This window comes from Leminorella richardii (assembly GCF_900478135.1).
In the GTDB taxonomy this organism is placed as follows: domain Bacteria; phylum Pseudomonadota; class Gammaproteobacteria; order Enterobacterales; family Enterobacteriaceae; genus Leminorella; species Leminorella richardii.
Genome location: NZ_LS483470.1, coordinates 3066955 through 3092026, shown reverse-complemented (window position 1 = coordinate 3092026; position 25072 = coordinate 3066955). Strand labels below are relative to the sequence as shown.

Below are 25072 nucleotides of genomic sequence, written 5' to 3'. Positions count from 1 at the left end.
AAGAGAAATGAAAGAGACAGTAGAGATGCTGAATCAACAGTACGTCATGCCGGAAGGACTACAGCCGTACAGCGGCATTGCAGTAAAAAGCCCGTGGTTAGCAAACGAATCGGAAAAACGCCACCGTAAAGTGTGTGATTCGCTGGAGGACGCCATCCGTCGTTCAGGCCTGAAAGACGGCATGACCATTTCTTTTCACCACGCGTTTCGCGGTGGGGACAAAGTGGTGAATATGGTGGTGGCGAAGCTGGCAGAAATGGGCTTTCGCAACCTGACTCTGGCTTCAAGTTCGCTGATTGACGCCCACTGGCCGCTGATTGAGCATATTAAAAACGGCGTGGTTAGCCAGATTTATACTTCAGGCCTGCGCGGCAAGCTGGGTGAAGAAATTTCAGCCGGCCTGATGGAAAACCCCGTACACATCCACTCTCACGGTGGGCGTGTTCACCTGATTGAAAGCGGTGAGCTGAATATTGACGTCGCGTTTCTGGGCGTACCGTGCTGCGACGAGTTTGGCAACGCCAACGGCTTTAGCGGCAAGTCCCGCTGTGGTTCTTTAGGCTATGCGCAGGTGGATGCTGCTCACGCTAACTGTGTTGTGCTGCTGACAGAAGCCTGGGTGGACTACCCTAACTACCCGGCGAGTATTGCTCAGGATCAGGTCGATCTGATTGTTCAGGTTGAAGAAGTGGGCGATCCGGCAAAAATCACCGCCGGTGCGCTTCGCCTGACCAGCAACCCTCGTGAACTGTTGATTGCCCGTATGGCGGCAAGCGTCGTTGAACACTCTGGCTATTTTAAAGACGGCTTTTCTCTACAGACCGGTTCTGGCGGCGCTTCTTTGGCTGTAACCCGCTTCCTCGAAGACAAAATGCGTCGCCTCGGCATTACGGCGGGCTTTGGTCTCGGTGGGATCACCGGCACCATGGTCGATCTGCATGAAAAAGGCCTGATCAAAGTGCTGCTTGATACACAGTCTTTTGACGGCGATGCGGCTCGCTCTTTGGCGCAAAACCCAAATCATATTGAGATTTCTACCGATCAGTACGCGAACCCGACGTCAAAAGGGGCGAGCTGCGATCGTCTGAACGTCGTGATGCTGAGCGCGTTGGAAATTGACGTGAACTTTAACGTGAACGTAATGACTGGCTCCAACGGCATACTGCGCGGCGCGTCTGGCGGGCATAGCGATACAGCGGCAGGTGCTGACTTAACCATTCTGACGGTTCCTTTAGTCCGCGGTCGCATTCCTTGCGTCGTTGATAAAGTGCTGACGACAGTGACACCGGGAGCCAGCGTAGACGTGCTGGTCACCGATCACGGTATTGCCGTTAACCCAGCGCGTCAGGATCTGATCGAGCGTTTGACTCAGGCAGGGATTTCGCTGATGACCATTGAACAACTGCGGGATCGCGCAGAGCTCATCACCGGTAAGCCTCAGCCGATTGAGTTTACCGACAGAGTCGTAGCCGTCGTTCGCTATCGCGACGGTTCGGTGCTTGACGTCGTTAGACAGATTAAAGAGTAAACACAGTGAACATTCTCCCGGAGCTTGTTGAAGAACGCCGCGTTTCTCTAGAGGAGGTATTGCTTAGCAGGGATATGCGTCAGGAGAGGCAGCAGGAGTGGATGAGCCGTTATGCAGTAACGCTCATTTCTTTGACGATCGTCGTTCCGGGAGAGTGTAAAGACACTCTGCTTTCCCGCCGGGCTTTCAATATCGCCTGGCAGTCGCTGGCCTCGCTACTCGCGGAGAAAGGCTGGCGCACAGTAGATAAAGCGGTTTTTTGTCTGCCAACCGGCCCAGAAGGGCTGTTGGCAGTTGATTTTTCGCCTGAAGAAGTTAAGCGCGCCTGCGTTGAGCTGGAACAGCAAAGCGCAGTAGGGCGCCTTTGGGACATCGATGTGATAGGCCCTGAGGGGATCCTGTCTCGCCAGATGTTTGGGCTGGCGCCTCGAAGCTGTCTGGTGTGTTCCCGAGATGCGCGCCTTTGTGCTCGTGAGCGAACCCATTCGCTTTCTGAGCTGCATCAGGCCATGGAGGCACTACTCCCATGATGCTGAAATCAACAGACCCTATTCAACGGCCCGCTGCCCTCGAAATTAATAGGCTTCCCTGGGTGGTTCGCTGTAGCCATCTGGCGCACAGTGCCATGCTCAATGAAGTTAACCTGACGCCGAAGCCTGGTTTGGTGGACATGCGAAACAGCGGTGCCCATAAGGATATGGAGATTACCGACTTCTACCGCAGTGCCGACGCCATCAGGGCATGGATCCCCTATTTTGTGGAGTACGGCATGAGTTCGTACAGGCAGAGTAGCCGTGAGGTACTTACCGGTATACGCCCACTAGGGCTGGCCTGTGAGTCTTCAATGTACAAGGCGACATCCGGCGTAAATACCCATAAAGGCACGATTTTCTCTCTTGGTCTGCTGGCGACTGCAATGGGGCGGCTGGTGGCTAATCAGCGCGCCGTTACCCAGCGTAATTTGTGTAAAGAAGTGGCGGACATGTGTCAGGGCATGGTCGCTAGTGAGCTTGCTCAAAATAACCGTTCTCTTACTGCGGGCCAGCGGCTATACCAAGAATACGGCCTTACCGGGGCTCGGGGTGAAGCCGAATCGGGTTTTACGTCAGTGCTCACAATATCACTTCCTGTCTACCAGCAGCTTATTTCTCAGAATATCGATCCTCAGCGTGCGCTGCTTCAGGCGCTGCTTAGCCTGATGGCGGTCAATGGCGATACCAACGTCGCCTCGCGCGGAGGCATAGAGGGGCTTCGCTGGATGCAGGAAACGGCGCGCGGGTTTTTAGCGGACGGCGGCGTTACTCAGCCAGACTACATCACCCGGCTCAAGGCGTTTGACAGCCAGTGCATTGAACGGAATCTCAGCCCGGGAGGCTGCGCGGATCTGCTTATTGTGACCTGGTTTTTAGCTCAGTTTCCTGAGTCATACGGAAAGAATGGCAACGAATAATCATTGTTACTGGAGGTTTTTGTATGGAAAGTCATAGCGTCCCCTGCTTTTGGATGCGGGGAGGCACCAGCAAGGCGGGGTGTTTTGTCGAGGCCGATCTGCCTGTTGACGTAGCCGTTCAGAATGACTGGCTTTGTAAAATATACGGCAGCAGCGATCCCTCTGGTCGTCAAATCAACGGCATGGGCGGTGGAACCTCAACAACCAGCAAAGCCATGATCGTCAGTAAGCGGCCGGAAGAAAAAAACGGCGTTAACTATACATTTTGTCAGGTTGAGACTGGCGCTAATGCCGTAGACCGTAAGGGAAACTGCGGTAATATTTCCTCTGCTGTAGGCCCTTTTGCCATTGAGCGAGGGCTGGTGGATGAGATTTCTGAGCCCGTAACGCAGGTCAGGATCTATAACACCAATACTAAAAAAACCATCGTTTCACATGTGCCGGTCAAGAACGGTAAAGTGGTTTATGACGGTGAGTTTGCTATTTCGGGTGTACCCGGTACAGGAGCGCGTATTCAGCTGGACTTCCTGTCCCCCGGTGGTGCAGTGACCGGTAAACTGCTGCCAACGGGCAACGCAAAAGATACCATTGACGTTCCCGGATATGGCCTCGTAGAAGTTTCCATCGTGGATGCGGCAAACCCTCTGGTATTTGTTCGAGCAGCTGATCTTGGCCTAACCGGCGGTGAGCTTCCGGCACAAATTGACAGCGATCCTGAGCTGTTAAGACGTATGCTTTCTATTCGAGAAGCTGCCGCTGTGCTTATTGGATTAGCTAAAGACATGGACGATGCTCGGGTTAATAGTCAAGCCGTGCCGAAGTTCTGTTTTGTCGCACCAGCCGCTTGCTATACTAGCCTACCGGGCGAACAGATCAGCCAGGACAGTATTGATATTCAGGCCCGTATGCTGTCTATGGGGAAACTCCATCCCGTACTGGCAATTACCGGCGGCGTATGTATTGGCGTAGCGGCAAAAATAGAGGGTACGTTGGTTAATGAGATTACCAGCTCAATTAATCATAAAGATGAATTAAATATTGGGCACTGTAGCGGGATTCTTTCTGTAAGTGCGAATGTTGAAAATCATCAGGGTACGTTTTCAGCATTAAATGGCACTGTATATCGTACAGCGCGTATTTTAATGAAGGGCGACGTAGAAGTATATTAGTTAAGTCCAGCTCTTACCCGTTTATTTGAACTATTACACTAAAGGCTAAAAAGCCGAGTGTAGAGGCGTCTGTTTCTGCAGGCGCCTTTTCATTAGGTACTTTTAGCGATAGAGCTAATTAACGTTATAAAGAAAATAAGAGGTAATAGAATAATTAAAAACATTAAATTTATGATACCAACTTTAGCCTCTGTCACATATTTATCATTAAGTATGGCGCATCATGAAAATATTATAGAGGCAAAATACTATTCCTCTAATTTTTAATTTTTTATTAACGGTTAGATAACGAAATATAATTAGCACCACTTTATAAATAATGAATAAAAATTTCACGTTTACTTTTTTGTAAACGGGGGCCCGTTTGTTTTTTATTATCAAGGAGAATGTCCGTAATGAGTAAAGAGAAAATGTGGAAGCTATTATTGCTAATAGCCATTCCCATTATCGTGGCTCTGATACCGACACCAGCGGGATTATCGAATCTCGCCTGGATATTGTTCGGTCTCTATTTAGCCGCTATTGTTGGTTTGGTGCTTAAGCCGTATTCCGAGCCCGTTATCCTGCTGGGAACGATTGCCGCAACGGCCGTTGTTATCGGCGTGTTCGGTGAGAAGGGGCTTAAAGCTGGTGAAGTACTAAAAGGCTACTCTTCTGGTACCACTTGGCTAGTGTTCGCGGCGTTTACGCTGAGTTCTGCGTTTGTTCTAACAGGGTTGGGGAAGCGTATTTCCTATATCCTGATCGGCAAACTGGGTGGAACGACGCTGGGCTTAGGCTACGTTACGGCCATTCTGGATCTGTTAATTGCTCCGGCAACGCCGTCCAACACGGCTCGTGCCGGTGGGATCGTGTTCCCTATCATCAACAGTGTTTCCGTTGCCTTAGGTTCTGATCCACAGGAAAGCCCCCGCAAGGTCGGCCACTATCTGATGGTGAACATTTATATGGTGACGAAAACCACCAGCTATATGTTCCTGACGGCGATGGCGCCTAACGCACTGGCGTTGGAAATGATGTCCAAGATTCTGAACATCCAGCTGAGCTGGGGTCAGTGGGCGCTGGCTGCCTGTGTGCCTGGACTGATCATGTTGATCCTGACACCGTTTATGATCTACAAAATGTATCCGCCTGAGCTGAAGAAAGTCGACAACAAGAAGATTGCCAAAGAAGGGCTTGAACTGCTTGGGCCAATGACTCTGCGCGAGAAGCTGCTGCTGGGACTGTTCGTTCTTGCTCTGCTGGGCTGGATGTGTTCAGGTCTTATCGGCGTTGACGCTTCAACCGTAGCTATTTGCGTAATGGCACTGACTATCCTGTGTGGCGTAGTGACCTGGGACGACGTCCTGAAGAACAAGGGCGGCTGGAACACCCTGATTTGGTACGGTGGCATCATCGGTATGTCAGGCGTGCTGACTAAGGCCAAGTTCTTCGAATGGCTGGCGACAGTCATGAACGAAAACTTGTCCTTCGGTGATAACGCAATGATGGCACTGTTTGTCATCATGTTTATCAGCGTCGCGATCCGCTATCTGTTCGCTTCCGGCGGTGCTTATGTGGCCGCTATGGTTCCGGTGTTTGCAACCGTGGGTATGGTCGCAGGCGCTCCTCCGATGCTGCTGGCGCTGGGCCTGCTGTTCTCTAACTCCTACGGCGGCAGCCTAACCCATTACGGAGGCGCTGCGGCTCCTATCGTGTTCGGTGCGGGCTACAACGATACTCGCTCCTGGTGGATTATCGGTGGCGTCGTTGCCTTCCTGAGTCTGGCAGTTCACATGACAGTCGGCTTAGGCTGGTGGGAAATGCTGATCAGTATGGGCATTATCGGCGGCTGATAGACCCCTAAGTGCCCGGCGATACACAGCAGGGCAATTGATAAAGCGGCATCGAGCAATCGGTGCCGTTCTCTTTTTTGCTCTCGCGTTTTTCTCCATTTTCTCTCCTTGTTTTCTTTCCTTATATAAAGGAAGAACATCAGACAGTGAAAGAAGAAGAGAAAGAGAGAAGAAATCCACATAACGGCGTAAAAACAGGTCGATCTTTATGGGCGACTTCTCTATAATCTTGCGACCCCACGTTACAACAAGGTTTTTTTCCCAGAACCTTGATAGTGTCGGCATGTACTGCTCGAAGGGGTAGGTTTGCTGGACTCGATTGGTCGTGTGAGCCTCAATAACGTTTCTTGACGATTGGTGTTCACCAACGTGTAACTTTAGATTGGGTAAGTTATTTAAATGAAAACTTTTTCAGCTAAGCCAGAAACAGTAAAGCGTGACTGGTATGTTGTAGATGCAACTGGCAAAACGCTGGGCCGTCTTGCTACTGAACTGGCCCGCCGTCTGCGCGGCAAGCATAAAGCGGAATACACTCCGCACGTTGATACCGGTGATTACATCATCGTTCTGAACGCAGAGAAAGTTGCTGTAACCGGCAACAAGCGTTCTGACAAGGTGTACTACCACCACACTGGCTTCATCGGTGGTATCAAAGAAGCGACCTTTGAAGAAATGATTGCTCGCCACCCTGAGCGCGTGATCGAGATCGCGGTTAAAGGCATGCTGCCTAAGGGCCCGCTGGGCCGTGCTATGTACCGTAAACTGAAAGTTTACGCAGGTAACGAGCACAACCATGCGGCACAACAACCGCAAGTTCTGGACATTTAATCGGGATTATAGGCAATGGCAGAGAATCAATACTACGGCACAGGTCGCCGCAAAAGCTCTTCCGCACGCGTCTTCATTAAGCCGGGTAGCGGTAACATCGTTATTAACCAGCGCAGCCTGGAACAGTACTTCGGTCGCGAAACTGCCCGCATGGTAGTTCGCCAGCCGCTAGAACTGGTCGAGATGATTGGTAAACTGGATCTGTACATCACTGTTAAAGGTGGTGGTATTTCCGGTCAAGCTGGTGCTATCCGTCACGGTATTACCCGTGCACTGATGGAATATGACGAGTCACTTCGTGGCGAGCTGCGTAAAGCAGGCTTCGTTACTCGTGACGCGCGTGAAGTTGAACGTAAGAAAGTCGGTCTGCGTAAAGCACGCCGTCGTCCTCAGTTCTCCAAGCGTTAATTGTTTGCCGCTTCGGCATCAAGTTAGCGTTAAAAAACCCGGTTATGCCGGGTTTTTTTATTTCTACTTTTTGTTAAGTGTCTTTATTTTAGTCTGGAATAACAATCTGTTGTGAATGACAGATAAATTATCACTCGGTTCTGATCAAGAGCGCTGAAAATCTGCTAAACTAGCCGACGTTCAGTATGCGTTATTGAATCAATAAGCGAATTCTATTAACAATCATTCATTATTGAGACAGGCGTTTGGCGGCTAGCGTGTAGACCGCCGCTGTCATTATTCATGAGTTATTAATTGAGAAACTTGGAGGTTTTCATGGCTGTCGCTGCCAATAAACGTTCGGTAATGACGCTATTTTCCGGCCCGGCTGATATTTACAGCCATCAGGTTCGTATTGTTTTGGCTGAAAAAGGTGTGAGCGTTGAGATTGAACAGGTCGACATGGATAACCTGCCGCAGGATTTAATCGATCTGAATCCCTATGGCTCCGTGCCTACTCTGGTCGATCGCGAATTAACTCTGTACAAGTCGCAAATCATTATGGAATACCTGGATGAACGCTTCCCTCATCCACCGCTTATGCCCGTTTATCCCGTTGCTCGCGGTACAAGCCGACTGATGATGCACCGCATTGAACAGGACTGGTATTCTTTGCTTAATACAATCCTGAGCGGCAACGCACCGGATGCAGACGCAGCCCGCAAGCAGCTACGCGAAGAGCTGCTGGCCATTGCCCCGATTTTCAATGAAGCGCCTTACTTTATGAGTGAAGAGTTTAGTCTGGTTGACTGCTACCTTGCTCCACTGCTGTGGCGCTTGCCGCAGATGGGTATTGAGCTAAGCGGAAGTGGCGCAAAAGAGATTAAGGCCTATATGAATCGTGTGTTTGAACGCGAGTCGTTTTTAGCGTCTCTGACGGAAGCCGAGCGCGAAATGCGCCTGCAGATGAGAGGATAACCGGGATGACGCCCCGTCGCCCCTATCTGCTTCGTGCCGTTTATGACTGGCTGCTGGATAACGGTTTAACGCCTTATCTGGTGGTTGACGCAACGGCGCCTAACGTTATGGTGCCGATGGAGTTCGTTCGCGATGGGCAGATTGTATTGAACATCGCGCCTCGCTCGGTCGGCAACCTTGAATTGGGCAACGATGAGATTCGGTTTAGCGCTCGCTTTGGCGGCGTTCCTCGTAAGGTTGAAGTGCCTTTGGCGGCAGCAATGGCTATTTACGCGCGGGAAAACGGCGTAGGTATGGCTTTTGAGCCGGAAGAGTACCCAGATTCTCAGTCATTTGATGACGAAGAGCTGGAGACTGGCGACAAAGAGCGTGCCGACGGTATCCATCTGGTTTCCTCCCCAGAAGACAGCAAGCCAGAGAGCGGTGGGGACGGTGATGATAACGAGCCGACGCCTCCGCCGCGCGGCAGGCCTGCGCTTAGAGTCGTAAAGTAACGGCAGGCTGCAACCTGATAGATTGAATAAGTGAACTGTCGGACAAATAAAAAGGCGAAGCATAGTGCTTCGCCTTTTTGCTGCCGCTAGCCTTAGGCTAAAGCGGATTTCTTGCCGCCTCTGGCAATCTTGATTCCCCAGGCGATAGTCATCACCAGTAGAATAAGAAAGCAGGCGCCGAAGGCAAGGAAACAGGACTGCGCCATGTTCATGAACTTCATGGATGGAATGAGGTACCATCCTTCAGCCTGAACGTACATATCAACGAAGAACTGTTGGAAGCTGCTTAAGGTTACGCCATCCGGAACGATAGGGGCGTCATAGCCACAGTCGCCGGTAGGCAGGAACCATTCGGGTGCCCACTTGGCTAGCGGTAGGCCGAAGGGGAAGTTGGGATCGGTTGAACATCCCTGTACGCCGAACAGCGCATCCGGGCTATGAACCGCGTGGTGAATACCGTTAAGCTTGATGGAGTATCCAAGGCCTGTGATGGAGCCATAGAAAGCAGCAACACAGCCAATCAGCTTAAGTACCAGAACCTTTGGGTTAATGGCGGCGATCAGCCCGCCAATAACCATAACGAACATGGCAAAACGGATGTACACACACTGTTCACAGGGCGCCATGTAGAGATAGATTTGGAAAAACGAGTGAGCCAGAATAATCAGGCCACCCATAGCGACGACCATAAGAAGCCACAAGAAGCGCTGTTCTTGCCATCTCACCAGCGTATCTACCGGAGAGGTACGCAGGTCTCTCCACATTTTCTTAAACATAATGTGAAATCCTTATTTTGCAGCCAGCTCTTTGACGAGTTCAGCCATAGAATCGATAGACTTGATGCTCTTAGTCATGATCAAGTACTTACCGTTAACCACGTAGGCAGGAACCCCCTGAATTTTTGCTACATCATAGGCCGCTTTCCATTTTTCCAGCGTTTCCTGAACTGCTGGCTCTTTCAGAGCAGCGTCAAAGTCAGCTCTGCTCATGCCGGCAGCGTCCAGACCCGTTTTGATAAAGGCGTCTGGATCTTTGCCGTCAGCCCAGCGCTCTTTTTTGTCGTGGTAGGCAGCGTAGTAGGCAAATTTAGCCTTTTTGAACTGTGACTTGTCGCCAAAGATAGAAACGCCAGCCGCCTGATCTTTTGCAAGCAGAACGGCAAACACTTCACTTCCCTGACGGCCGTATTCACCTTTGGTTTCTAGGTGGAAAGGCACGAAGGTGACCGTGTCTGCAGTTTTTTCAGCCACTTGAGCCGTTACGGCTTTGTCGTACTTGTAGCAGAAAGGGCAGGCATAGCTGAAAACTTTGATCAGCGTTTTTTCAGCGTTGGGAATGGGCTTTTCCAGAACCATATAGTCAGTCCCTTCCGTAAAGGCTGAGGCCATAAACGACGTAGCCAGCAGGCCAGCGCACAGTGCGCTTTTGAACATTTTCTTTAACGGGCTCGTATACATGGTGGATACTCCTTAGCGCTTAAAATGTTTTGGATCTCAAACAGCGTGATAAAGCCCCGACTCGCGGGGCTTTGGGATTTTTTTATTTGAACATGTTCTGAGGACGAACCAGCACAGCGCGGTAGTGCGTCTGGTTAGGCTTGTCTGACAGAACGTCAATTTCAACTTTGACTTCTTTGGTCTTGTAGTCGATTTCGTTCAGCTTGCCGACGGTCGGTTGACCAACGTCAAACAGGTGGATAGAGCCGCCAAAACCAAACATGGTGTCGCGGTCTTTTTGGTACTCAACGATAGAGGTGATTGGGCTGTACCAGTCATAGCCGCGATCTTTACCGTATTCCCAAACCTGCTGAACGGTCATGTTCTTCTCGTCAATCTTGTATTCAACGAAGCGAGAGTACTTCATGGTTGGCAGAGCAGGCTGCTCAAGACCGCGGCCGTCACCGTTGTCGAATATGGTCAACGTACCTTTGCTGGAGAGCCAGGCAGTGTGCTGGGTGTAAACGAAGTCGAAGTCAGTGTTCTCACACTTGCCGTTTTCATCACACTTGAGTGCCTTGCCGTTGGCGTCAACCGGCTTAAGCAGCTTCGGTGCCAGCTTCTCGTTCCAGCCTTTAGACGGCGCGAGGATCCACTTCACTTTTTTGTCGCGAGTGATTTTCACGACGCCCTGATGGCGAGATGAAAGGATGATGGAGTCGTCTTTGTCGTCGTAAGAAATGGAGTTAACGTGCGCCCAGTTACGACCTGGGCCAACGCCCAGCGCGTCGCCGTACGGTGTATCCGGCTCAAGCTTGGCCTGCTGGCCAGCGTGGGCGAGGTCGACGTTAACGCAAACGGCACCTGCATCAAGCGCGCCAAGCAGGCTGTCGCGCAGCGGATCGAGGATCTGGTTGAGATCCCACACGTCTACAACGCGGCCAGATTTATCCACTTCAAGAATGTGGTCACGGATAGTATGCACGTGCAGGCCGTCTTCGCGCTTATAGTTGCGCTTGCCGACGCGCAGCAGTACGGTTCCTTTGGAGGTTTCGACAGACTCATGGGTTGCGTCCATGAAGCCGCGAGGCAGCTTATGGTCAACCAGAATCTGACCCATCATATCGAATTCATACCAGTGCTGACCCTGAACAGCGGTAAATGTGCCGCGGGGCGTCTCGCGAATGCCCATCAGGTAGCCGCGCTTGTTGATATTAACGTCGCGACCGTTATAGGTGGCATCCTGAGACAGCCACCAGCGGTATTCGCCTTCGGTATCAACGATAAAGGTAAACGGTGCGATGTCGAAAGGCAGGGCACCACCGGCTGGGCCGGCGTCAAGAATACCGGCGTTCTTGTCTTTCTCACCGTGCCAGTGCAAGTCTGAACCCTGTGCGGTGAAGGTGTGTGTATTGACGAGATAAAGGCGGTCTTCAAAGCCGGGAGCAACTTTAACGACGTTAGTTTGCTGGAGATCGCTGATGGAGCGGTTGTCCATGTAGTTGTTGACAATAGCCGACGTTTTGACGGTGTATTCGTCCTTCATTGGCTTGCCGTCTTCTTTAAACTCAACGGTGACCTTGTTGTCATGCTTTTGGTACAGGCCGAAAATGGGCACGCCGTCATAGTTTTTTAATGATTCTGCTCCGACGCTGTAGCTGATTGGTACACCCTTGTCGCCTTTTCCTTGAACGGTAACTTTGACGTCAGAAATTTTATGGCCATCGAGCTCAACCAGTGCAGTCAGAGGCGCGTTACCGTAGGGATCGACAATAACGGCGCCTAGGCTCCCCGCCGGCTGTGCGGGTTTGAACCCTGCGGCCATTGCTCCCGAGGCCGTCAGGCCAAAGGCCAGGGCAACTGCGCCCGCTACCAGCGTTTTTCTGGTTTTCGTAAACATAGCTATCTCCTAAATTGGCAATATTATTTTTCTTAATAAATTGGGGCACCGTCGTTTCAAACCCTACCTGCCCCGTCCATCCTAAAAACTGTCAGTATTTCTTGGCTGCAAAAAATGAGACTAGTTACTTTATTTTCAAAGCGTTAGCTTTAGGTCATGCCGTTGTTCGGTAACTTGGTGATTAGCCTTGTTTTTTATGTGGATGGTCATACCTCTTCAAATAATTATGTTAAATAAAATATGAAAAAATTAACGTTTGAGAGATAATTTAGCTACGTTGCATTCAAATTTATTTCAATATAATCAAATAGTTATTTAATATAAATTTGAACTTGATCACGTAACGTTTTTTACATTTATTTACTTTATGGCGATAGTAGGTTATCTCTAAAAAGAGATAAAGAGGCCTTTCCGGATAACGATCATGCGTAAAGTGGAAAATCTACCTTTGGATACTGAACTATTAGGATTGTTCAGAGCGCTGTCAGAAACAGAGTCTTTGACGCTGGCAGCAAACAAGCAGGGAATGAGCCAGGCAGCCGCCAGTCGGGCCTTAACTAAACTGAGGGCTATTTTTAACGATAATCTTTTTATTAAAGCGGGCTACGGCATGCAGGCCACGCCCAGAGCCAAAGCGCTTTCACCCCGCATTACGGCAGCGCTGTTGGAGCTCGAAAGGCTTACTGAACCGGATATCTTCAAGCCAGAAACGCTGACGAGAACGCTCTACTTAGGGGCGGTAGATAACGGCGTGTTCTCTATTTTTTCTCGAGTGATGAAAGACCTGTTTGAGCAGGCGCCCAAGGCCAGAATCGAGATCCTGCCGATTGGCAACGATCTTTGCGCCAGCCTGAAATATGGCCGAATGGACTTGGCTATTTTCCCACTGGTGACCATGCCCGCCGATTTTCATGAAGTGAATCTGTTTCAAACCTCTTATGCCTGTCTGGTGCGTAAGGGGCATCCGTTAGTCAGTCATATGCAAGAGGGACTTCCCCTGACGCAGGAGAAAATTAACAGCTATCGGCGCATACAGGTGATGGTGCATGACGGCAAGCAGGAGCAGGGCTATGCGCTCGACGAGGCAGCGTTTCCACAAACGGGAGATTTTGACATTGCCGTGACGGTGCCTTATTTTCTGGCCGCGCCAATGGTGTTGGCTGAGACGGACTTTGTGCTGACGCTGCCGAGGCAGACTGCGCTGCACTTTGCAAAGATGGCGGATTTAGAAGTGCTCCCCTATCCCTGCGACGCCAGAACGTTCTTTACTCGATTGATTTGGCACCATCGCGTTCATCACGACCCGGCGGTTCAGTGGCTAAGAGAGCTGTTTATAAAACATGCTTCTGAAGAGATTGCCCGGTAGGAGAAGTCGGTAAGAAAACAAAAGTCAGAAAATAAAAAGTAAAAAGGCGACAAACGTCGCCTTTTGTATGTCAGTACCCCTACACGTTCAGGTAGGACATAATGCTTTCAGCGGCCTTTCTTCCTTCAGCAATAGCGGTGACGACCAGATCGGAACCGCGCACCGCGTCGCCGCCGGCAAATATTTTGTCGTTGCCGGTCTGATACGGATAGTCGCCGATTTCGGGAGCCGAAATTCGCCCACGGTTGTCCAGAATAACACCGGAGGCAGACAGCCAAGGCATGGCGTGCGGCTGGAAGCCGAAAGCCATAATAACGGCATCGGCGGCCAGCGTGTGCTCTGAACCCGCTACTGGCTGTGGGGAACGACGACCCTTTTCGTCGGGGGCGCCGAGTTCGGTTCGCACGACCTTGACGCCGTTGGCCTGACCTACGGCATCCACTTCTATGCTGATAGGCTGAAGATTAAAGGCAAACTCCACGCCTTCTTCTCGCGCGTTTTTTACCTCGCGTCGCGAGCCCGGCATATTCTCTTCGTCTCGGCGGTAGGCGCAGGTGACCTGCACCGCACCTTGGCGAACGGCAGTCCTGACACAGTCCATCGCGGTATCACCACCGCCGAGTACCACGACGCGTTTACCTTCAAGGCTGATATAGGGCTCCTCTTTTGTGGAAGGGAATCCCATTAGTCGTCGGGTATTAGCAATCAGATAAGGTAGGGCGCTAAAGACGCCGCTGGCGTCTTCATTCGGCAGGTCTCCGGCCATTGAACGATAGGTGCCAACGGCGAGAAATACGCTGTCAAACTCTTCTTCCAGCTCTTCCAGCGTGATGTCTTTTCCGATCTCGGTGTTAAGGCGAAATTCAATGCCCATTTCGGTAAACAGCTGGCGGCGCTTAACCATCACCTCTTTGTCGAGTTTAAAAGAGGGTATGCCGAAGGTCAGCAGTCCGCCGATTTCGGGATGGCGATCGAACACCACGGCCTGAACGCCCCCGCGGGTCAGCACGTCTGCACAGGCTAGCCCAGCAGGGCCTGCGCCGATAATAGCGACGCGTTTCCCCGTTGGCTTGACGTGTGAAATGTCCGGCTTCCAGCCTTCGGCAAGCGCTCGGTCGGTAATATAGCGCTCTATGTTGCCAATGGTGACCGCGCCAAACTCGTCGTTAAGGGTGCAGGCGCCTTCACACAGGCGATCCTGTGGGCAGACGCGACCACAGACTTCCGGCAGGCTGTTGGTCTGATGAGCCAGCGTTGCCGCCTCCATGATCCTTCCTTCGTTGGCCAGCTTCAGCCAGTTAGGAATGTAGTTGTGCACCGGGCACTTCCACTCACAGTAGGGGTTACCGCAGGACAGGCAGCGATCCGCCTGCGCCTTGGCCTGAGTGTCTAAAAAGGGCTCATAAATTTCCACAAACTGGATTTTACGAATGTTCAGCGGTTTTTTAGGCGGATCGACACGCTGAAGGTCGATAAACTGGTAAACGTTTTCGCTCATGATGATCTCTCTTACTGCGCTTGAATGCGCAGCTCAGCGCTGGAGCGGCTGCGGTGACCAAGCAGCGCCTTGACGTCGCTGGACTTGGGCTTAATAAGTACAAACCGGGTAGACCACTGAGACCAGTTAGCCAGAATGTCTTCGGCACGCTCTGAACCGGTAAGCTGAACGTGCTCGGTAATCAGCCCGCGCAGGTGCTCTTCGTGAATCGGCAGTTCGTCCACGGCCAGTATGTCGACCAGCTCAGGATTAACTCGTTTACGAAACTCTTGGTCTTCATCCAGCACGTAGGCAAATCCCCCGGTCATTCCTGCACCGAAGTTAATGCCCGTACGGCCAAGAATGCAGACGATGCCGCCAGTCATGTATTCACAGCCGTTGTCGCCAATTCCCTCTACAACCGTAATCGCGCCGGAGTTGCGCACCGCGAAGCGTTCCCCTGCGCGCCCGGCGGCAAACAGCTTTCCTCCGGTGGCGCCGTACAGGCAGGTGTTGCCGATAATGGACGCTTCGTGGCTTTTAAAGGCCGACCCAACCGGTGGCCGGATCGCGATAGTGCCGCCCGCCATGCCTTTTCCAACGTAGTCGTTGGCGTCTCCGGTCAGCGTAAGCTCAACGCCACCGGCGTTCCAGACGCCGAAGCTTTGGCCTGCTGTGCCGCTGAAGTTGACCCTGATGGGATCTCCCGCAAGCCCCTGATCGCCATGTTGACGAGCGATAGCGCCGGACAAGGCCGCACCGACGGAACGGTCGGTATTACGGATATCAAAATAGAACGACTTGCTCTGCTTGGCCTGAACAAAGGGAGTGGCCTGTGAGAGCAGGGTTTGGTTAAGTGTGCCTTTGTCGAACGGCGGGTTATTTTCGGTACAGTAAAGCGCTTTACCGGGGTGAGGCTGGGCGCAGGCCAGCAGCGACGAAAGGTCGAGATTTTGCTGCTTGGCGGAGAAGCCGTCCAGCTCGATAAGTAGGTCAGTGCGCCCGATAAGATCGGTAAGCTGAGCGACGCCCAGTTCCGCCATGATGCGGCGCGTCTCTTCAGCGATAAACCGGAAGTAGTTCATCACCCGCTCCGGTAGGCCGTGATAGTGATCGCGGCGCAGCTTTTCGTCTTGAGTCGCCACGCCGGTTGCACAGTTATTCAGGTGGCAAATGCGCAGGTATTTACAGCCCAGCGCCACCATTGGGCCGGTGCCGAAGCCGAAGCTTTCCGCACCTAAGATTGCGGCTTTAACGATGTCTAGGCCGGTTTTTAATCCACCGTCTACCTGTAGCCTGATTTTATGGCGCAGGCCGTTGGCGACCAGTGCCTGCTGGGTTTCGGCTAGCCCAAGTTCCCAAGGGGAACCGGCATATTTTACCGATGTCAGCGGGCTGGCGCCGGTGCCGCCGTCATAGCCTGCAATGGTAATCAGGTCCGCATAGGCTTTCGCCACACCGGTGGCGATCGTGCCGACGCCTGGTTCTGACACCAGCTTAACGGAGATCAGCGCCCGATCGTTGACCTGCTTGAGGTCAAAAATTAGCTGAGCCAAATCTTCAATAGAGTAGATGTCGTGATGCGGGGGCGGTGAAATCAGCGTGACGCCCGGTACTGAATAGCGAAGTTTCGCAATATAAGGCGTGACTTTATCCCCCGGCAGCTGACCGCCTTCGCCGGGCTTGGCGCCTTGAGCAACCTTCACTTGGATCACATCCGCATTCACCAGATAGGCGGGAGTAACGCCAAAGCGACCTGAGGCGACCTGCTTGATGCGCGACACTTTGTGGGTGCCGTAGCGCACCGGATCTTCGCCGCCTTCGCCGGAGTTGGACTTGCCGCCAAGAGTGTTCATGGCGATAGCCAGCGATTCGTGCGCCTCCGGGCTTAGGGCGCCGATGGACATGGCGGCGCTGTCGAAACGGGTGAACAGGGATTCAGCCGGCTCAACGCTGTCGATCTCAATAGACTGTGACGGAGCGGCGGGCTTTAGCGCCAGCAGATCGCGCAGCGTTGTCGCAGGGCGCTGATTGACCCGATCGGCGTAAATCTGGTAGTCCTCATAGCGGCCGCTTTTTACCGCTGTCTGCAGTGAAGTGACGACATCCGGATTATAGGCGTGGTATTCCCCGCCGTGAACGAACTTAAGAAGCCCGCCCTGATCGAGCGGCTGGCGGACAAGCCAGGCGCGTTTTGCAAGGTTGAGTAAATCCCGCTGGAAGTCGTCGAAGCTGGCCCCGCCGATGCGGCTGGTAAAGCCGTTAAAGCATAGCTCGGTCAGCTCGGCATGCAGGCCAACGGCCTCAAACAGCTGAGAGCAGCGGTAGGAAGCAATGGTCGAGATCCCCATCTTCGACATGATTTTGTAAAGCCCTTTGTTGATGCCGTTACGATAGTTGAGCATCACTTTACGCAGGGGTTTATCAACGATCCCCCCTTCCACCATGCTTGCCAGAGACTCATAGGCCAGATAGGGGTAAATTGCCGTTGCGCCAATGCCGAGCAGTACGGCAAAGTGGTGAGGATCTCGGGCGCTCGCTGTTTCCACAATAATGTTGGCATCGCAGCGCAGGTTGGCGTTAACCAGCCTGGTTTGCAGAGCGCCAACAGCCATCGGCGCAGGGATTGGCAGGCGACCTGGAGCGATATTGCGGTCAGACAGCACCAGCAGGACGGTGCCCTGACGTACTTTCTGTTCGGCCTGTTCACACATGGCAAGAATGGCTTCCTGAAGACCGCTTTTTTCCGGCTCATAGGTCATGTCCACTTTGTCTGCGCGGTAGTACTCTTCCTTCATCGTGGTGAGCTGAAGGAAGTCAGAATAGAGCAGAACCGGAGAGGTAAAGCTGAGTCGATGCGCCTGACCTTCGGCTTCACAAAAGACGTTCATCTCGCGGCCGATGTTAGTCGCCAGCGACATAACGTGGGCTTCACGCAGTGGGTCGATAGGGGGATTGGTCACCTGAGCGAACTGCTGGCGGAAGTAGTCATAAATGATTCGCGGGCGGCTAGAGAGTACGGCAAACGGTGTATCGTCGCCCATAGAGCCGGTCGCCTCCTGCCCGTTCTCACCCAGCATGCGCAGTACCTGCTCCAACTCTTCGCTGCTGTAGGCAAACTGTTTCTGATAGGCAGCCAGCCGCAGATCGTCAAACTCACGCTGACCGACCCGCTCGTCGGGAAGACTCTCGTAAGGGGTCAGGCGGCGAACGTTTTTATTCATCCAGCTTAGGTAGGGATGACGACCTTTCAGATCGTTGTCAGTTTCGTTATTGCGCAGGATCCTGCCGGTGCGGGTATCAATCACCAAGAGTTCGCCTGGGCCAACGCGGCCTTTTTCCAGCACTTCATCGGGCTGGTAGTCCCAAATACCGACTTCGGAGGCACAGGTAATCAAACGATCCTTGGTGATAACGTAGCGAGCAGGACGCAGGCCGTTGCGATCGAGGTTACAGGCGGCGTAGCGCCCATCGGACATTACGATCCCCGCTGGGCCGTCCCACGGCTCCATGTGCATGGAGTTAAAGTCGAAGAAAGCGCGCAGCTCTTCGCCCATGTCTGGGTTGTTTTGCCAAGCGGGTGGCACCAGCAGTCGCATGGCGCGTATCAGATCCATCCCCCCGCTTAGCAGCAGCTCGAGCATGTTGTCCAACGAGCTGGAGTCAGAGCCGGTTTCGTTGACGAACGGCGCGGCATCCTGCAGGTCGGGGATCAGCGGCGTTTTAAACTTATAGGAGCGCGCTCTAGCCCACTGGCGGTTGCCGGTAATGGTGTTGATCTCGCCGTTGTGCGCCAGATAGCGGAACGGCTGCGCCAGCTGCCAGCGGGGCACGGTATTGGTAGAGAAACGCTGGTGGAATAGGCAGATAGAAGACTCAAGGCGCAGGTCAGCCAGATCGAGGTAGAATCTTGGCAGGTCGACCGGCATACAGAGGCCTTTGTAAATAGTGACGACGTTGGAGAGGCTACAGACGTAAAAATCACTGTCGCTGACCCGCTTCTCAATGCGGCGGCGCGCCATAAACAGACGGCGCTCCATGTCGATAGAGCGCCAGCCCGCCGGCGCGTTGACAAAGATCTGCTCAATTCGCGGCAGCGACGACAGGGCGATTTCCCCCAGCATGTCTGGATTGGTTGGCACCACTCGCCAACCAACCACCGACAGCGTCTCTCGCTGAAGCTCTTCTTCCACAATAGCGCGGCTGGCCTTGGCCTCTTTTTCATCCTGACTTAAAAACAGCATGCCGACGGCATAGTTTTTAGCTAGCCGCCATTCCTGCTCTTCAGCCACTAGGCGAAAAAAGCGGTCTGGCTTTTGCAGCAGTAGGCCGCAGCCGTCGCCGGTTTTTCCGTCGGAGAGAATAGCGCCACGGTGCTGCATGCGCGACAGGCCGTGAATAGCCGTTCTGACGACTTTATGGCTGGGTTCCCCTTCAATGTGGGCAATTAGCCCGAAGCCGCAGTTGTCACGTTGCTTGGACGCGTCGTATAGCATGATGTTGCTCTCCCATTACCCCATTTGTGTGTCGTTATAGCGCTATTATTATTCGTTTCTTCTCGATCCGTTTCAGTGCCCGAACGGCAGGCACCAACAGACCCGCCAGATACGCTATGCTGGCGCGACTTCATTCATTGAATATCAGGCTCAGTCCGGCAGGGCCGGAAAGAAAATTGCATCAGCGCGGCAGGCGTACTGAACGGTAGCGCGTCGAGCCGGTTTGACAGAGGGACTCATCCGAAGACCCCAAGAAACGTTTGCGTATCCAACTTAATATACAAAGAGAATTCAGGTCAAATGAGGACTGTAGGTCGTCTGATTTTTATGAATAACTATTAATTAATTGAAAAATATTACATTAATCCCATGTTTGAGATTTGAGTTTTACTATTGAGACGAAACGAACTGTGAGCTAAGTCACTATATAGTTCAGCAAGTGTGGTGAACATATGCTTATATAGCCTCTTCTTCTGGTAGAATATCCTTATAATCCATATTAACGTGGCATTTAATGGCGTAATTTGTTGTCAGGATGTTATTGCTTCGTTGTGGAACAGTATGAAAAGAAATCATGATTCGGTTTGAGGATTCACTTTAGCTAATAGTGATACCGGAAGATGCGGCGATACTGCTCTGTTTGATCTCTGTCACGCCGTACGGTCAGAATAATCGGTAGATTGTGGCTCCCTTAAACCGTATCCACGACCAAAGCCATGCGCTCGGATTAACTATGCAACTGCACCAGTATGTCAATATGTTCGGCGCGGACCTGCAGCGGCGTTATGGTGAAAAAATACATAAGCTGACTCTGCACGGCGGCTTTAGCTGCCCCAATCGGGACGGTACTCTGGGGAGGGGCGGCTGTACGTTTTGTAACGTCGCTTCGTTTTCCGATGAGGCTCAGCAGCATAAAAGTATTGCTGAGCAGCTGGCGATACAGGCCGAGAAGGTTAACCGCGCTAAGCGCTATCTGGCCTACTTTCAGGCGTATACCAGCACCTATGCGGAAGTTTGCCTGCTTAAAGAGATGTATCAGCAGGCGCTAGTGCAAACCGATATCGTGGGGATCTGTGTCGGTACCCGGCCGGACTGCGCGCCAGAAGCGGTATTAGATCTGCTGGCGGATTACTGCCAACAGGGGTATGAAGTGTGGTTAGAGCTAGGGTTACAGAGCGCCAGCGATAAAACTCTGAAGCGCATTAATCGCGGGCACGACTTCGCCAGCTACCGGGCGACCGCTACAGCGGCGAGGCAGCGAGGGATCCGCGTGTGTACACATCTGATTGTCGGTTTGCCGGGCGAGGGGATGGCTGAAAATTTCGACACTCTTAACAGGGTGATAGAAGTCGGCACCGACGGGATTAAGCTGCATCCGCTTCACGTTGTGACCGGAAGCATTATGGCCAAGGCCTGGCTCGCCGGCCGACTGCGGGCGCTGGAGTTTGAAGAGTACGTGGATATCGCCAGTGAAATTATCAGGCATACGCCGCCTGCGGTGGTTTATCACCGCATTTCGGCGACGGCTCGTCGGCCTACGCTGCTCGCGCCGCTGTGGTGCGAAAATCGCTGGCTGGCGATGAACGCTATTGAGTCCCGGCTGGCCCAGTGCGGCGGGCAGGGCTCTGCCCTTTAGCGACAGAGCATCGGGCAGAAAGCGAAAAAAGGTGATGAAGATTCTATAGCCACGTCTCTATGATGTGTGTTTTACTGATTCACCGCAGCGGTAGTCTATTGTTTATGCGCGGGTAATCGCGCGTTTTGTTGCAGCTTCGGCGCACTGTTATGTCGGGAGTCACGTCACCATGAAGCAACTGAGAAAACTGGCCCAGTACTACGTTAACGCCATGGTAAAGCTGGGGCTGGTGAAATTCTCTCTGCTGTTGGCCTCTATTCTTATCGTTCTCGCCTTTACGGTGCAGATTTCCGTTACCGTTGCGCTACACGGCACCATTGAACGTATAGACGTCGTCCGTTCGATCTTCTTCGGCCTGCTGGTAACGCCCTGGGCCGTTTACTTCCTTTCTATCGTCGTTGAGCAGCTTGAGGATTCACGGCAAAGCTTGACCAAACTGGTGGAAACGCTGGAGGAGATGCGCACGCGCGACCTTGAGCTGAACCACAAACTGCAGGACAACATTGAGCGGCTGAATCAGGAAATTCGCGAGCGTATCAAGGCGGAAGAGGCCAGAGAGCAGGCGATTGAAGAGCTGCAAATCGAGATCGTTCAGCGGCAGCAGGCGCAAACTGAGTATGAACAGCAGTCAGTCTTTCTCCGATCTTTCCTAGACTCCTCTCCTGACCTTGTGTACTACCGCGATGAGAACGGCAAGTTTTCCGGCTGCAACCGGGCGATGGAGCTGCTGACTGGGCGCAGCGAGAAACAGCTGATTGGCCTCACTGCCAGCGACCTCTACCCGAAAGACGTGGCGGAAAAAGTGATTGAAACGGACGATAAAGTTTTTCGCCACAACGTTTCTTTAACCTACGAGCAGTGGCTCGACTACCCAGACGGGCGCAAAGCCTGTTTTGAAGTGCGTAAAGTGCCGTTCTATGCACTAGACGGCAAGCGGCACGGCCTGATGGGCTTTGGACGTGATATCACCGAGCGCAAGCGCTATCAGGACGCGCTGGAAAAGGCGAGCCGGGATAAAACCACCTTCATTTCTACAATTAGTCACGAGCTGAGAACGCCCCTTAACGGCATTGTCGGCCTCAGCCGCATCCTGCTTGATACCGAACTTAACGAAGAGCAGCTGAAATACCTGCGCACGATTTACGTCAGCGCAACCACCCTTGGCTATATTTTTAATGACGTCATTGAGCTGGACAAGATAGAGCGACGTAAGACTCAGCTGGACATGGCGCCTCTGGATCTGTTCGCCTTCCTGTCAGATTTGGAAAACCTCTCTGGTCTGCTGGTGGAACCGAAAGGGCTCAGCTTTACGCTGGAATACAGCAAAGACCTGCCAAACTTTATCATTACCGACGGCACGCGACTGCGCCAGATCCTGTGGAACCTGATCGGCAACGCGGTTAAGTTTACCCGCGAAGGCGGCATTTCAGTGCGGGTGCGCCGTCAGGGCGACAGCCAGTTCTGTTTTGAAGTGGAAGATACCGGGATCGGTATTCCACAGGAAGAGACTGACAAGATTTTTGCCATGTACTATCAGGTGCCCAGCGAGCAGGGCGGGCGTCCAGCGACCGGTACAGGGATCGGTTTGGCTATCTCTCTGAGGCTAGCTCAGGCTATGGGCGGCGACATTTTTGTGAAGAGTGAGGTGGGCAAAGGAACGCTGTTTACCGTTTACATCAAAGCGGAATCGAGAGGCCAGATAGAAGAACAGCCTAGTCTGGCCGCAACGGTTTCTTCCGAGCTTAATGTGCTGCTGGTGGAAGATATTGAGCTTAACGTTATCGTTGCGCGATCCGTGCTGGAAAAGCTGGGGCATCACGTGGATGTCGCGATGAACGGAACAGAGGCCTTAGAGAAGTTTAAGCCTAATACCTATGATTTGGTCTTGTTAGACATTCAGCTGCCGGATATGACCGGCTTTGATATTGCTCGCCAAATCAGAGAAACCTACAGAACGGAAGAGATCCCGCCTCTGGTCGCATTAACGGCAAACGTCTTGAAGGATAAACGAGAATACCTTAATGCCGGTATGGATGATGTGTTGAACAAGCCTCTGTCTGTACCGGATCTTACGGTCGTGATCAATAAAATTGGCGATGCTCACGCCAAGGCGTTACCTAACCTACAGGAGAAAAACGCAATGAAGTCTAATGAAGATATACTTGATATCACCATGCTGGAGCAGTATATCGACCTCGTGGGGCCAAAGCTGATCGTAGACGGTATAGCAATGTATGAGCAGGTGATGCCGGGGTATCTGGCGGTGTTGGAGTCCAACATGACTGCCAGAGACCAGAAGGGTATTACCGAAGAAGCCCATAAGATCAAGGGCGCATCCGGCTCTATCGGGCTGAAGCACCTGCAGACTATCGCCCGACAGATTCAAACGCCGACTCTGCCAGCCTGGTGGGACAACGTCGAAGAGTGGATCGATGAGCTGAAACTTGAGTGGCGTAGCGACGTGCAACACCTGCGCGCGTGGATTGATGAACGCACAAGTAGAGCGCCATAGCTGACGCTCTACTTTGATGTCTTCAGCAACACTCTGTTAGGCGTACAGCAGGCCAGCGTTCTATCCGTTGGCGGTATGCGTTGACAACAAGATAGGGACAGAGCCCCGGCTGTTGGCGTAGAATAGGCGACCCTAACGAACGCAGATTCAAATAAGAAAAACGATTTTTAAGAGGAGTGACCGATGAAACGTGTTGCTGTTGTACTCAGCGGGTGTGGTTTTTTAGACGGTGCGGAAATTCATGAATCTGTACTGGCCCTGCTAGCATTAGACCGAGCGGGCGCTCAGGTAACCTGCTTTGCCCCCGATCAGCCTCAGGCGCACGTCGTGAATCATTTTACCGGTCAGCCGACTTCTGAAAGTCGCAACGTATTGACAGAATCTGCTCGCATTGCCCGTGGGAAAATTCAGCCGCTGTCGCAGGCAGACGCCTCTCTATTTGACGCGCTGATCGTGCCCGGCGGCTTTGGCGCCGCTAAAAATCTTAGCAGCTTCGCCTTTGAAGGTGCAGAGTGCACGATTAACCCAGATCTGGCGCGTCTGGTCAAAGCTATGCACCAGTCGAGCAAGCCGATGGGCTTTATTTGTATTGCGCCTGCGCTATTGCCTAAGCTGCTTGGCGTTCCGGTTCGCGTCACGATTGGCAATGATATTGATACGGCAGAAGTGATCGACGCGATGGGCGGTGAGCACGTTACCTGCCCGGTTGACGATATTGTGGTTGATGAAGAGCAAAAAGTGGTTACGACGCCGGCCTATATGCTGGCACAAAGCATTAGTGAGGCGGCTCAGGGTATTGAAAAGCTGGTGGCGCGAGTGCTGGTGCTAAGCGAATGAAGAAGTCTGCCCCTGCCGGTATGATGGGGCGCCTCGTGTTTTGGATAAAACGGTGCATCGTCACCGTTTTATTACTATGGAGCACAGCAATTGTGCTCTTTGCCTTTTTGCCTGTGCCTTTCTCTGCAGTTATGCTGGAAAAACAGCTGAGTGCCTGGCTTAGCGGCGACTTTTCTTACGTTGCGCATCAGACATGGGTGTCTATGGATGATATCTCTCCCCATATGGCGCTGGCGGTTATCGCCGCAGAAGACCAGAAGTTTCCCAGTCACTGGGGGTTTGATTTCAACGCGATTGAGTCGGCTATTAGCCACAACGAACGTCGCCCTCAGCGCGTCAGGGGCGCTTCCACGCTGTCACAGCAGACGGCAAAAAACCTCTTTTTATGGAACGGCCGAAGCTGGGTAAGAAAAGGGCTTGAGGCGGGTCTGACGGCTGGCCTGGAAGTCGTTTGGACTAAGCGCCGCATACTGACGGTATACCTTAACGTCGCGGAATTCGGCGAGGGAGTCTTTGGCGTAGAGGAAGCCGCCCAGCGCTACTTTAAAAAGCCAGCAAGCAAGCTGACCCCCACAGAGGCTGCTCGCCTAGCCGCCGTTTTGCCAAACCCGATTCGATTTAAGGCCAACAGGCCTTCAGCTTACGTCATTTCGCGTCAGGGTTGGATATTGAAACAGATGAACCTGCTTGGCGGCACAAAGGTTATCCAAGACCTGTAGCGTTTTTCAAGGCGCTAAACTCAA

General features: G+C 52.5%; 19 protein-coding genes. 14 read left to right on the top strand and 5 right to left on the bottom strand.

Annotation, left to right across the window (positions count from 1 at the left end; translation table 11 throughout):
* The first annotated feature begins 7 nt into the window (after positions 1-7).
* The 9 genes from citF to sspB all read left to right on the top strand — a co-directional run bounded on the left by citF (position 8) and on the right by sspB (position 8669).
* On the top strand, positions 8-1528 hold the full coding sequence (gene citF, locus DQM29_RS14130) for a citrate lyase subunit alpha (protein ID WP_111741283.1): 1521 nt from the start codon (positions 8-10) through the stop codon (positions 1526-1528).
* A 5-nt stretch (positions 1529-1533) separates the two neighbouring features.
* Positions 1534-2058 (top strand): citrate lyase holo-[acyl-carrier protein] synthase, encoded by a 525-nt coding sequence (gene citX, locus DQM29_RS14125; RefSeq protein WP_111741282.1) that lies wholly within the window; start codon positions 1534-1536, stop codon positions 2056-2058.
* Positions 2055-2978: a triphosphoribosyl-dephospho-CoA synthase CitG gene (citG, locus tag DQM29_RS14120; protein WP_232054924.1), complete on the top strand. Its 924-nt coding sequence runs from the start codon at positions 2055-2057 to the stop codon at positions 2976-2978. Before citX ends, citG begins: the two co-directional genes overlap by 4 nt.
* Before the next feature lie 23 nt (positions 2979-3001).
* Positions 3002-4147 (top strand): 2-methylaconitate cis-trans isomerase PrpF family protein, encoded by a 1146-nt coding sequence (locus DQM29_RS14115; RefSeq protein WP_111741281.1) that lies wholly within the window; start codon positions 3002-3004, stop codon positions 4145-4147.
* Between the two features lie 395 nt (positions 4148-4542).
* Entirely contained in the window at positions 4543-5982 is a 1440-nt protein-coding gene (locus DQM29_RS14110; RefSeq protein WP_111741280.1) for an anion permease, read from the top strand.
* A gap of 399 nt (positions 5983-6381) precedes the next feature.
* A complete protein-coding gene (gene rplM / locus DQM29_RS14105) occupies positions 6382-6810 on the top strand; it encodes a 50S ribosomal protein L13 (protein WP_111741279.1) in 429 nt (142 codons plus the stop codon).
* Between the two features lie 15 nt (positions 6811-6825).
* Entirely contained in the window at positions 6826-7218 is a 393-nt protein-coding gene (rpsI, locus tag DQM29_RS14100; RefSeq protein ID WP_027274897.1) for a 30S ribosomal protein S9, read from the top strand.
* Between the two features lie 315 nt (positions 7219-7533).
* Positions 7534-8175 carry a stringent starvation protein SspA gene (gene sspA / locus DQM29_RS14095; RefSeq protein WP_111741278.1) on the top strand — a complete coding sequence of 214 codons (642 nt, stop codon included), beginning with the start codon at positions 7534-7536 and terminating at the stop codon, positions 8173-8175.
* 5 nt (positions 8176-8180) lie between these two features.
* Positions 8181-8669 (top strand): ClpXP protease specificity-enhancing factor, encoded by a 489-nt coding sequence (sspB, locus tag DQM29_RS14090; protein ID WP_111741277.1) that lies wholly within the window; start codon positions 8181-8183, stop codon positions 8667-8669.
* A 92-nt stretch (positions 8670-8761) separates the two neighbouring features.
* Here the strand turns inward: sspB and dsbI are convergent, their stop codons facing one another.
* The 3 genes from dsbI to DQM29_RS14075 form a co-directional block, all read right to left on the bottom strand.
* Positions 8762-9445: a protein-disulfide oxidoreductase DsbI gene (gene dsbI, locus DQM29_RS14085; protein ID WP_111741276.1), complete on the bottom strand. Its 684-nt coding sequence runs from the start codon at positions 9443-9445 to the stop codon at positions 8762-8764.
* Positions 9446-9457: 12 nt separating this feature from the next.
* Positions 9458-10126, bottom strand: a complete 669-nt coding sequence (locus DQM29_RS14080) for a thiol:disulfide interchange protein DsbA/DsbL (RefSeq protein WP_111741275.1) — start codon at positions 10124-10126, stop codon at positions 9458-9460.
* A gap of 82 nt (positions 10127-10208) precedes the next feature.
* Complete coding sequence (locus DQM29_RS14075) at positions 10209-12005, bottom strand: aryl-sulfate sulfotransferase (RefSeq protein ID WP_111741274.1); 1797 nt, start codon at positions 12003-12005, stop codon at positions 10209-10211.
* Positions 12006-12429: 424 nt separating this feature from the next.
* Here DQM29_RS14075 and DQM29_RS14070 point away from each other — a divergent pair, with 424 nt between their 5' ends.
* Positions 12430-13371, top strand: a complete 942-nt coding sequence (locus DQM29_RS14070; RefSeq protein WP_111741273.1) for a LysR family transcriptional regulator — start codon at positions 12430-12432, stop codon at positions 13369-13371.
* A gap of 79 nt (positions 13372-13450) precedes the next feature.
* Here the strand turns inward: DQM29_RS14070 and DQM29_RS14065 are convergent, their stop codons facing one another.
* Both DQM29_RS14065 and gltB read right to left on the bottom strand, forming a co-directional pair.
* Positions 13451-14869: an FAD-dependent oxidoreductase gene (locus DQM29_RS14065; protein WP_111741272.1), complete on the bottom strand. Its 1419-nt coding sequence runs from the start codon at positions 14867-14869 to the stop codon at positions 13451-13453.
* A gap of 11 nt (positions 14870-14880) precedes the next feature.
* On the bottom strand, positions 14881-19344 hold the full coding sequence (gltB, locus tag DQM29_RS14060) for a glutamate synthase large subunit (protein WP_111741271.1): 4464 nt from the start codon (positions 19342-19344) through the stop codon (positions 14881-14883).
* A gap of 733 nt (positions 19345-20077) precedes the next feature.
* Here gltB and mnmL point away from each other — a divergent pair.
* From mnmL to mtgA, 4 genes are all read left to right on the top strand, one after another.
* Positions 20078-20980 carry a tRNA modification radical SAM protein MnmL/YtqA gene (mnmL, locus tag DQM29_RS14055; RefSeq protein ID WP_111741270.1) on the top strand — a complete coding sequence of 301 codons (903 nt, stop codon included), beginning with the start codon at positions 20078-20080 and terminating at the stop codon, positions 20978-20980.
* 169 nt (positions 20981-21149) lie between these two features.
* Positions 21150-23492, top strand: a complete 2343-nt coding sequence (gene arcB / locus DQM29_RS14050) for an aerobic respiration two-component sensor histidine kinase ArcB (RefSeq protein ID WP_111741269.1) — start codon at positions 21150-21152, stop codon at positions 23490-23492.
* Positions 23493-23675: 183 nt separating this feature from the next.
* A complete protein-coding gene (gene elbB, locus DQM29_RS14045) occupies positions 23676-24329 on the top strand; it encodes an isoprenoid biosynthesis glyoxalase ElbB (RefSeq protein ID WP_111741268.1) in 654 nt (217 codons plus the stop codon).
* Complete coding sequence (mtgA, locus tag DQM29_RS14040; RefSeq protein ID WP_111741267.1) at positions 24326-25048, top strand: monofunctional biosynthetic peptidoglycan transglycosylase; 723 nt, start codon at positions 24326-24328, stop codon at positions 25046-25048. The genes elbB and mtgA overlap by 4 nt, the downstream gene beginning before the upstream one ends.
* Positions 25049-25072: the final 24 nt, after the last annotated feature.

Coding starts and splice junctions, on each gene's coding strand:
- rplM (WP_111741279.1), top strand. CDS start 6,382: ATGAAAACTTTTTCAGCTAAGCCAGAAACAGTAAAGCGTGACTGGTAT.
- sspB (WP_111741277.1), top strand. CDS start 8,181: ATGACGCCCCGTCGCCCCTATCTGCTTCGTGCCGTTTATGACTGGCTG.
- DQM29_RS14065 (WP_111741272.1), bottom strand. CDS start 14,869: ATGAGCGAAAACGTTTACCAGTTTATCGACCTTCAGCGTGTCGATCCG.
- DQM29_RS14075 (WP_111741274.1), bottom strand. CDS start 12,005: ATGTTTACGAAAACCAGAAAAACGCTGGTAGCGGGCGCAGTTGCCCTG.
- elbB (WP_111741268.1), top strand. CDS start 23,676: ATGAAACGTGTTGCTGTTGTACTCAGCGGGTGTGGTTTTTTAGACGGT.
- DQM29_RS14115 (WP_111741281.1), top strand. CDS start 3,002: ATGGAAAGTCATAGCGTCCCCTGCTTTTGGATGCGGGGAGGCACCAGC.
- dsbI (WP_111741276.1), bottom strand. CDS start 9,445: ATGTTTAAGAAAATGTGGAGAGACCTGCGTACCTCTCCGGTAGATACG.
- rpsI (WP_027274897.1), top strand. CDS start 6,826: ATGGCAGAGAATCAATACTACGGCACAGGTCGCCGCAAAAGCTCTTCC.
- DQM29_RS14110 (WP_111741280.1), top strand. CDS start 4,543: ATGAGTAAAGAGAAAATGTGGAAGCTATTATTGCTAATAGCCATTCCC.
- citG (WP_232054924.1), top strand. CDS start 2,055: ATGATGCTGAAATCAACAGACCCTATTCAACGGCCCGCTGCCCTCGAA.
- citF (WP_111741283.1), top strand. CDS start 8: ATGAAAGAGACAGTAGAGATGCTGAATCAACAGTACGTCATGCCGGAA.
- mtgA (WP_111741267.1), top strand. CDS start 24,326: ATGAAGAAGTCTGCCCCTGCCGGTATGATGGGGCGCCTCGTGTTTTGG.
- DQM29_RS14070 (WP_111741273.1), top strand. CDS start 12,430: ATGCGTAAAGTGGAAAATCTACCTTTGGATACTGAACTATTAGGATTG.
- arcB (WP_111741269.1), top strand. CDS start 21,150: ATGAAGCAACTGAGAAAACTGGCCCAGTACTACGTTAACGCCATGGTA.
- gltB (WP_111741271.1), bottom strand. CDS start 19,344: ATGCTATACGACGCGTCCAAGCAACGTGACAACTGCGGCTTCGGGCTA.
- DQM29_RS14080 (WP_111741275.1), bottom strand. CDS start 10,126: ATGTATACGAGCCCGTTAAAGAAAATGTTCAAAAGCGCACTGTGCGCT.
- mnmL (WP_111741270.1), top strand. CDS start 20,078: ATGCAACTGCACCAGTATGTCAATATGTTCGGCGCGGACCTGCAGCGG.
- sspA (WP_111741278.1), top strand. CDS start 7,534: ATGGCTGTCGCTGCCAATAAACGTTCGGTAATGACGCTATTTTCCGGC.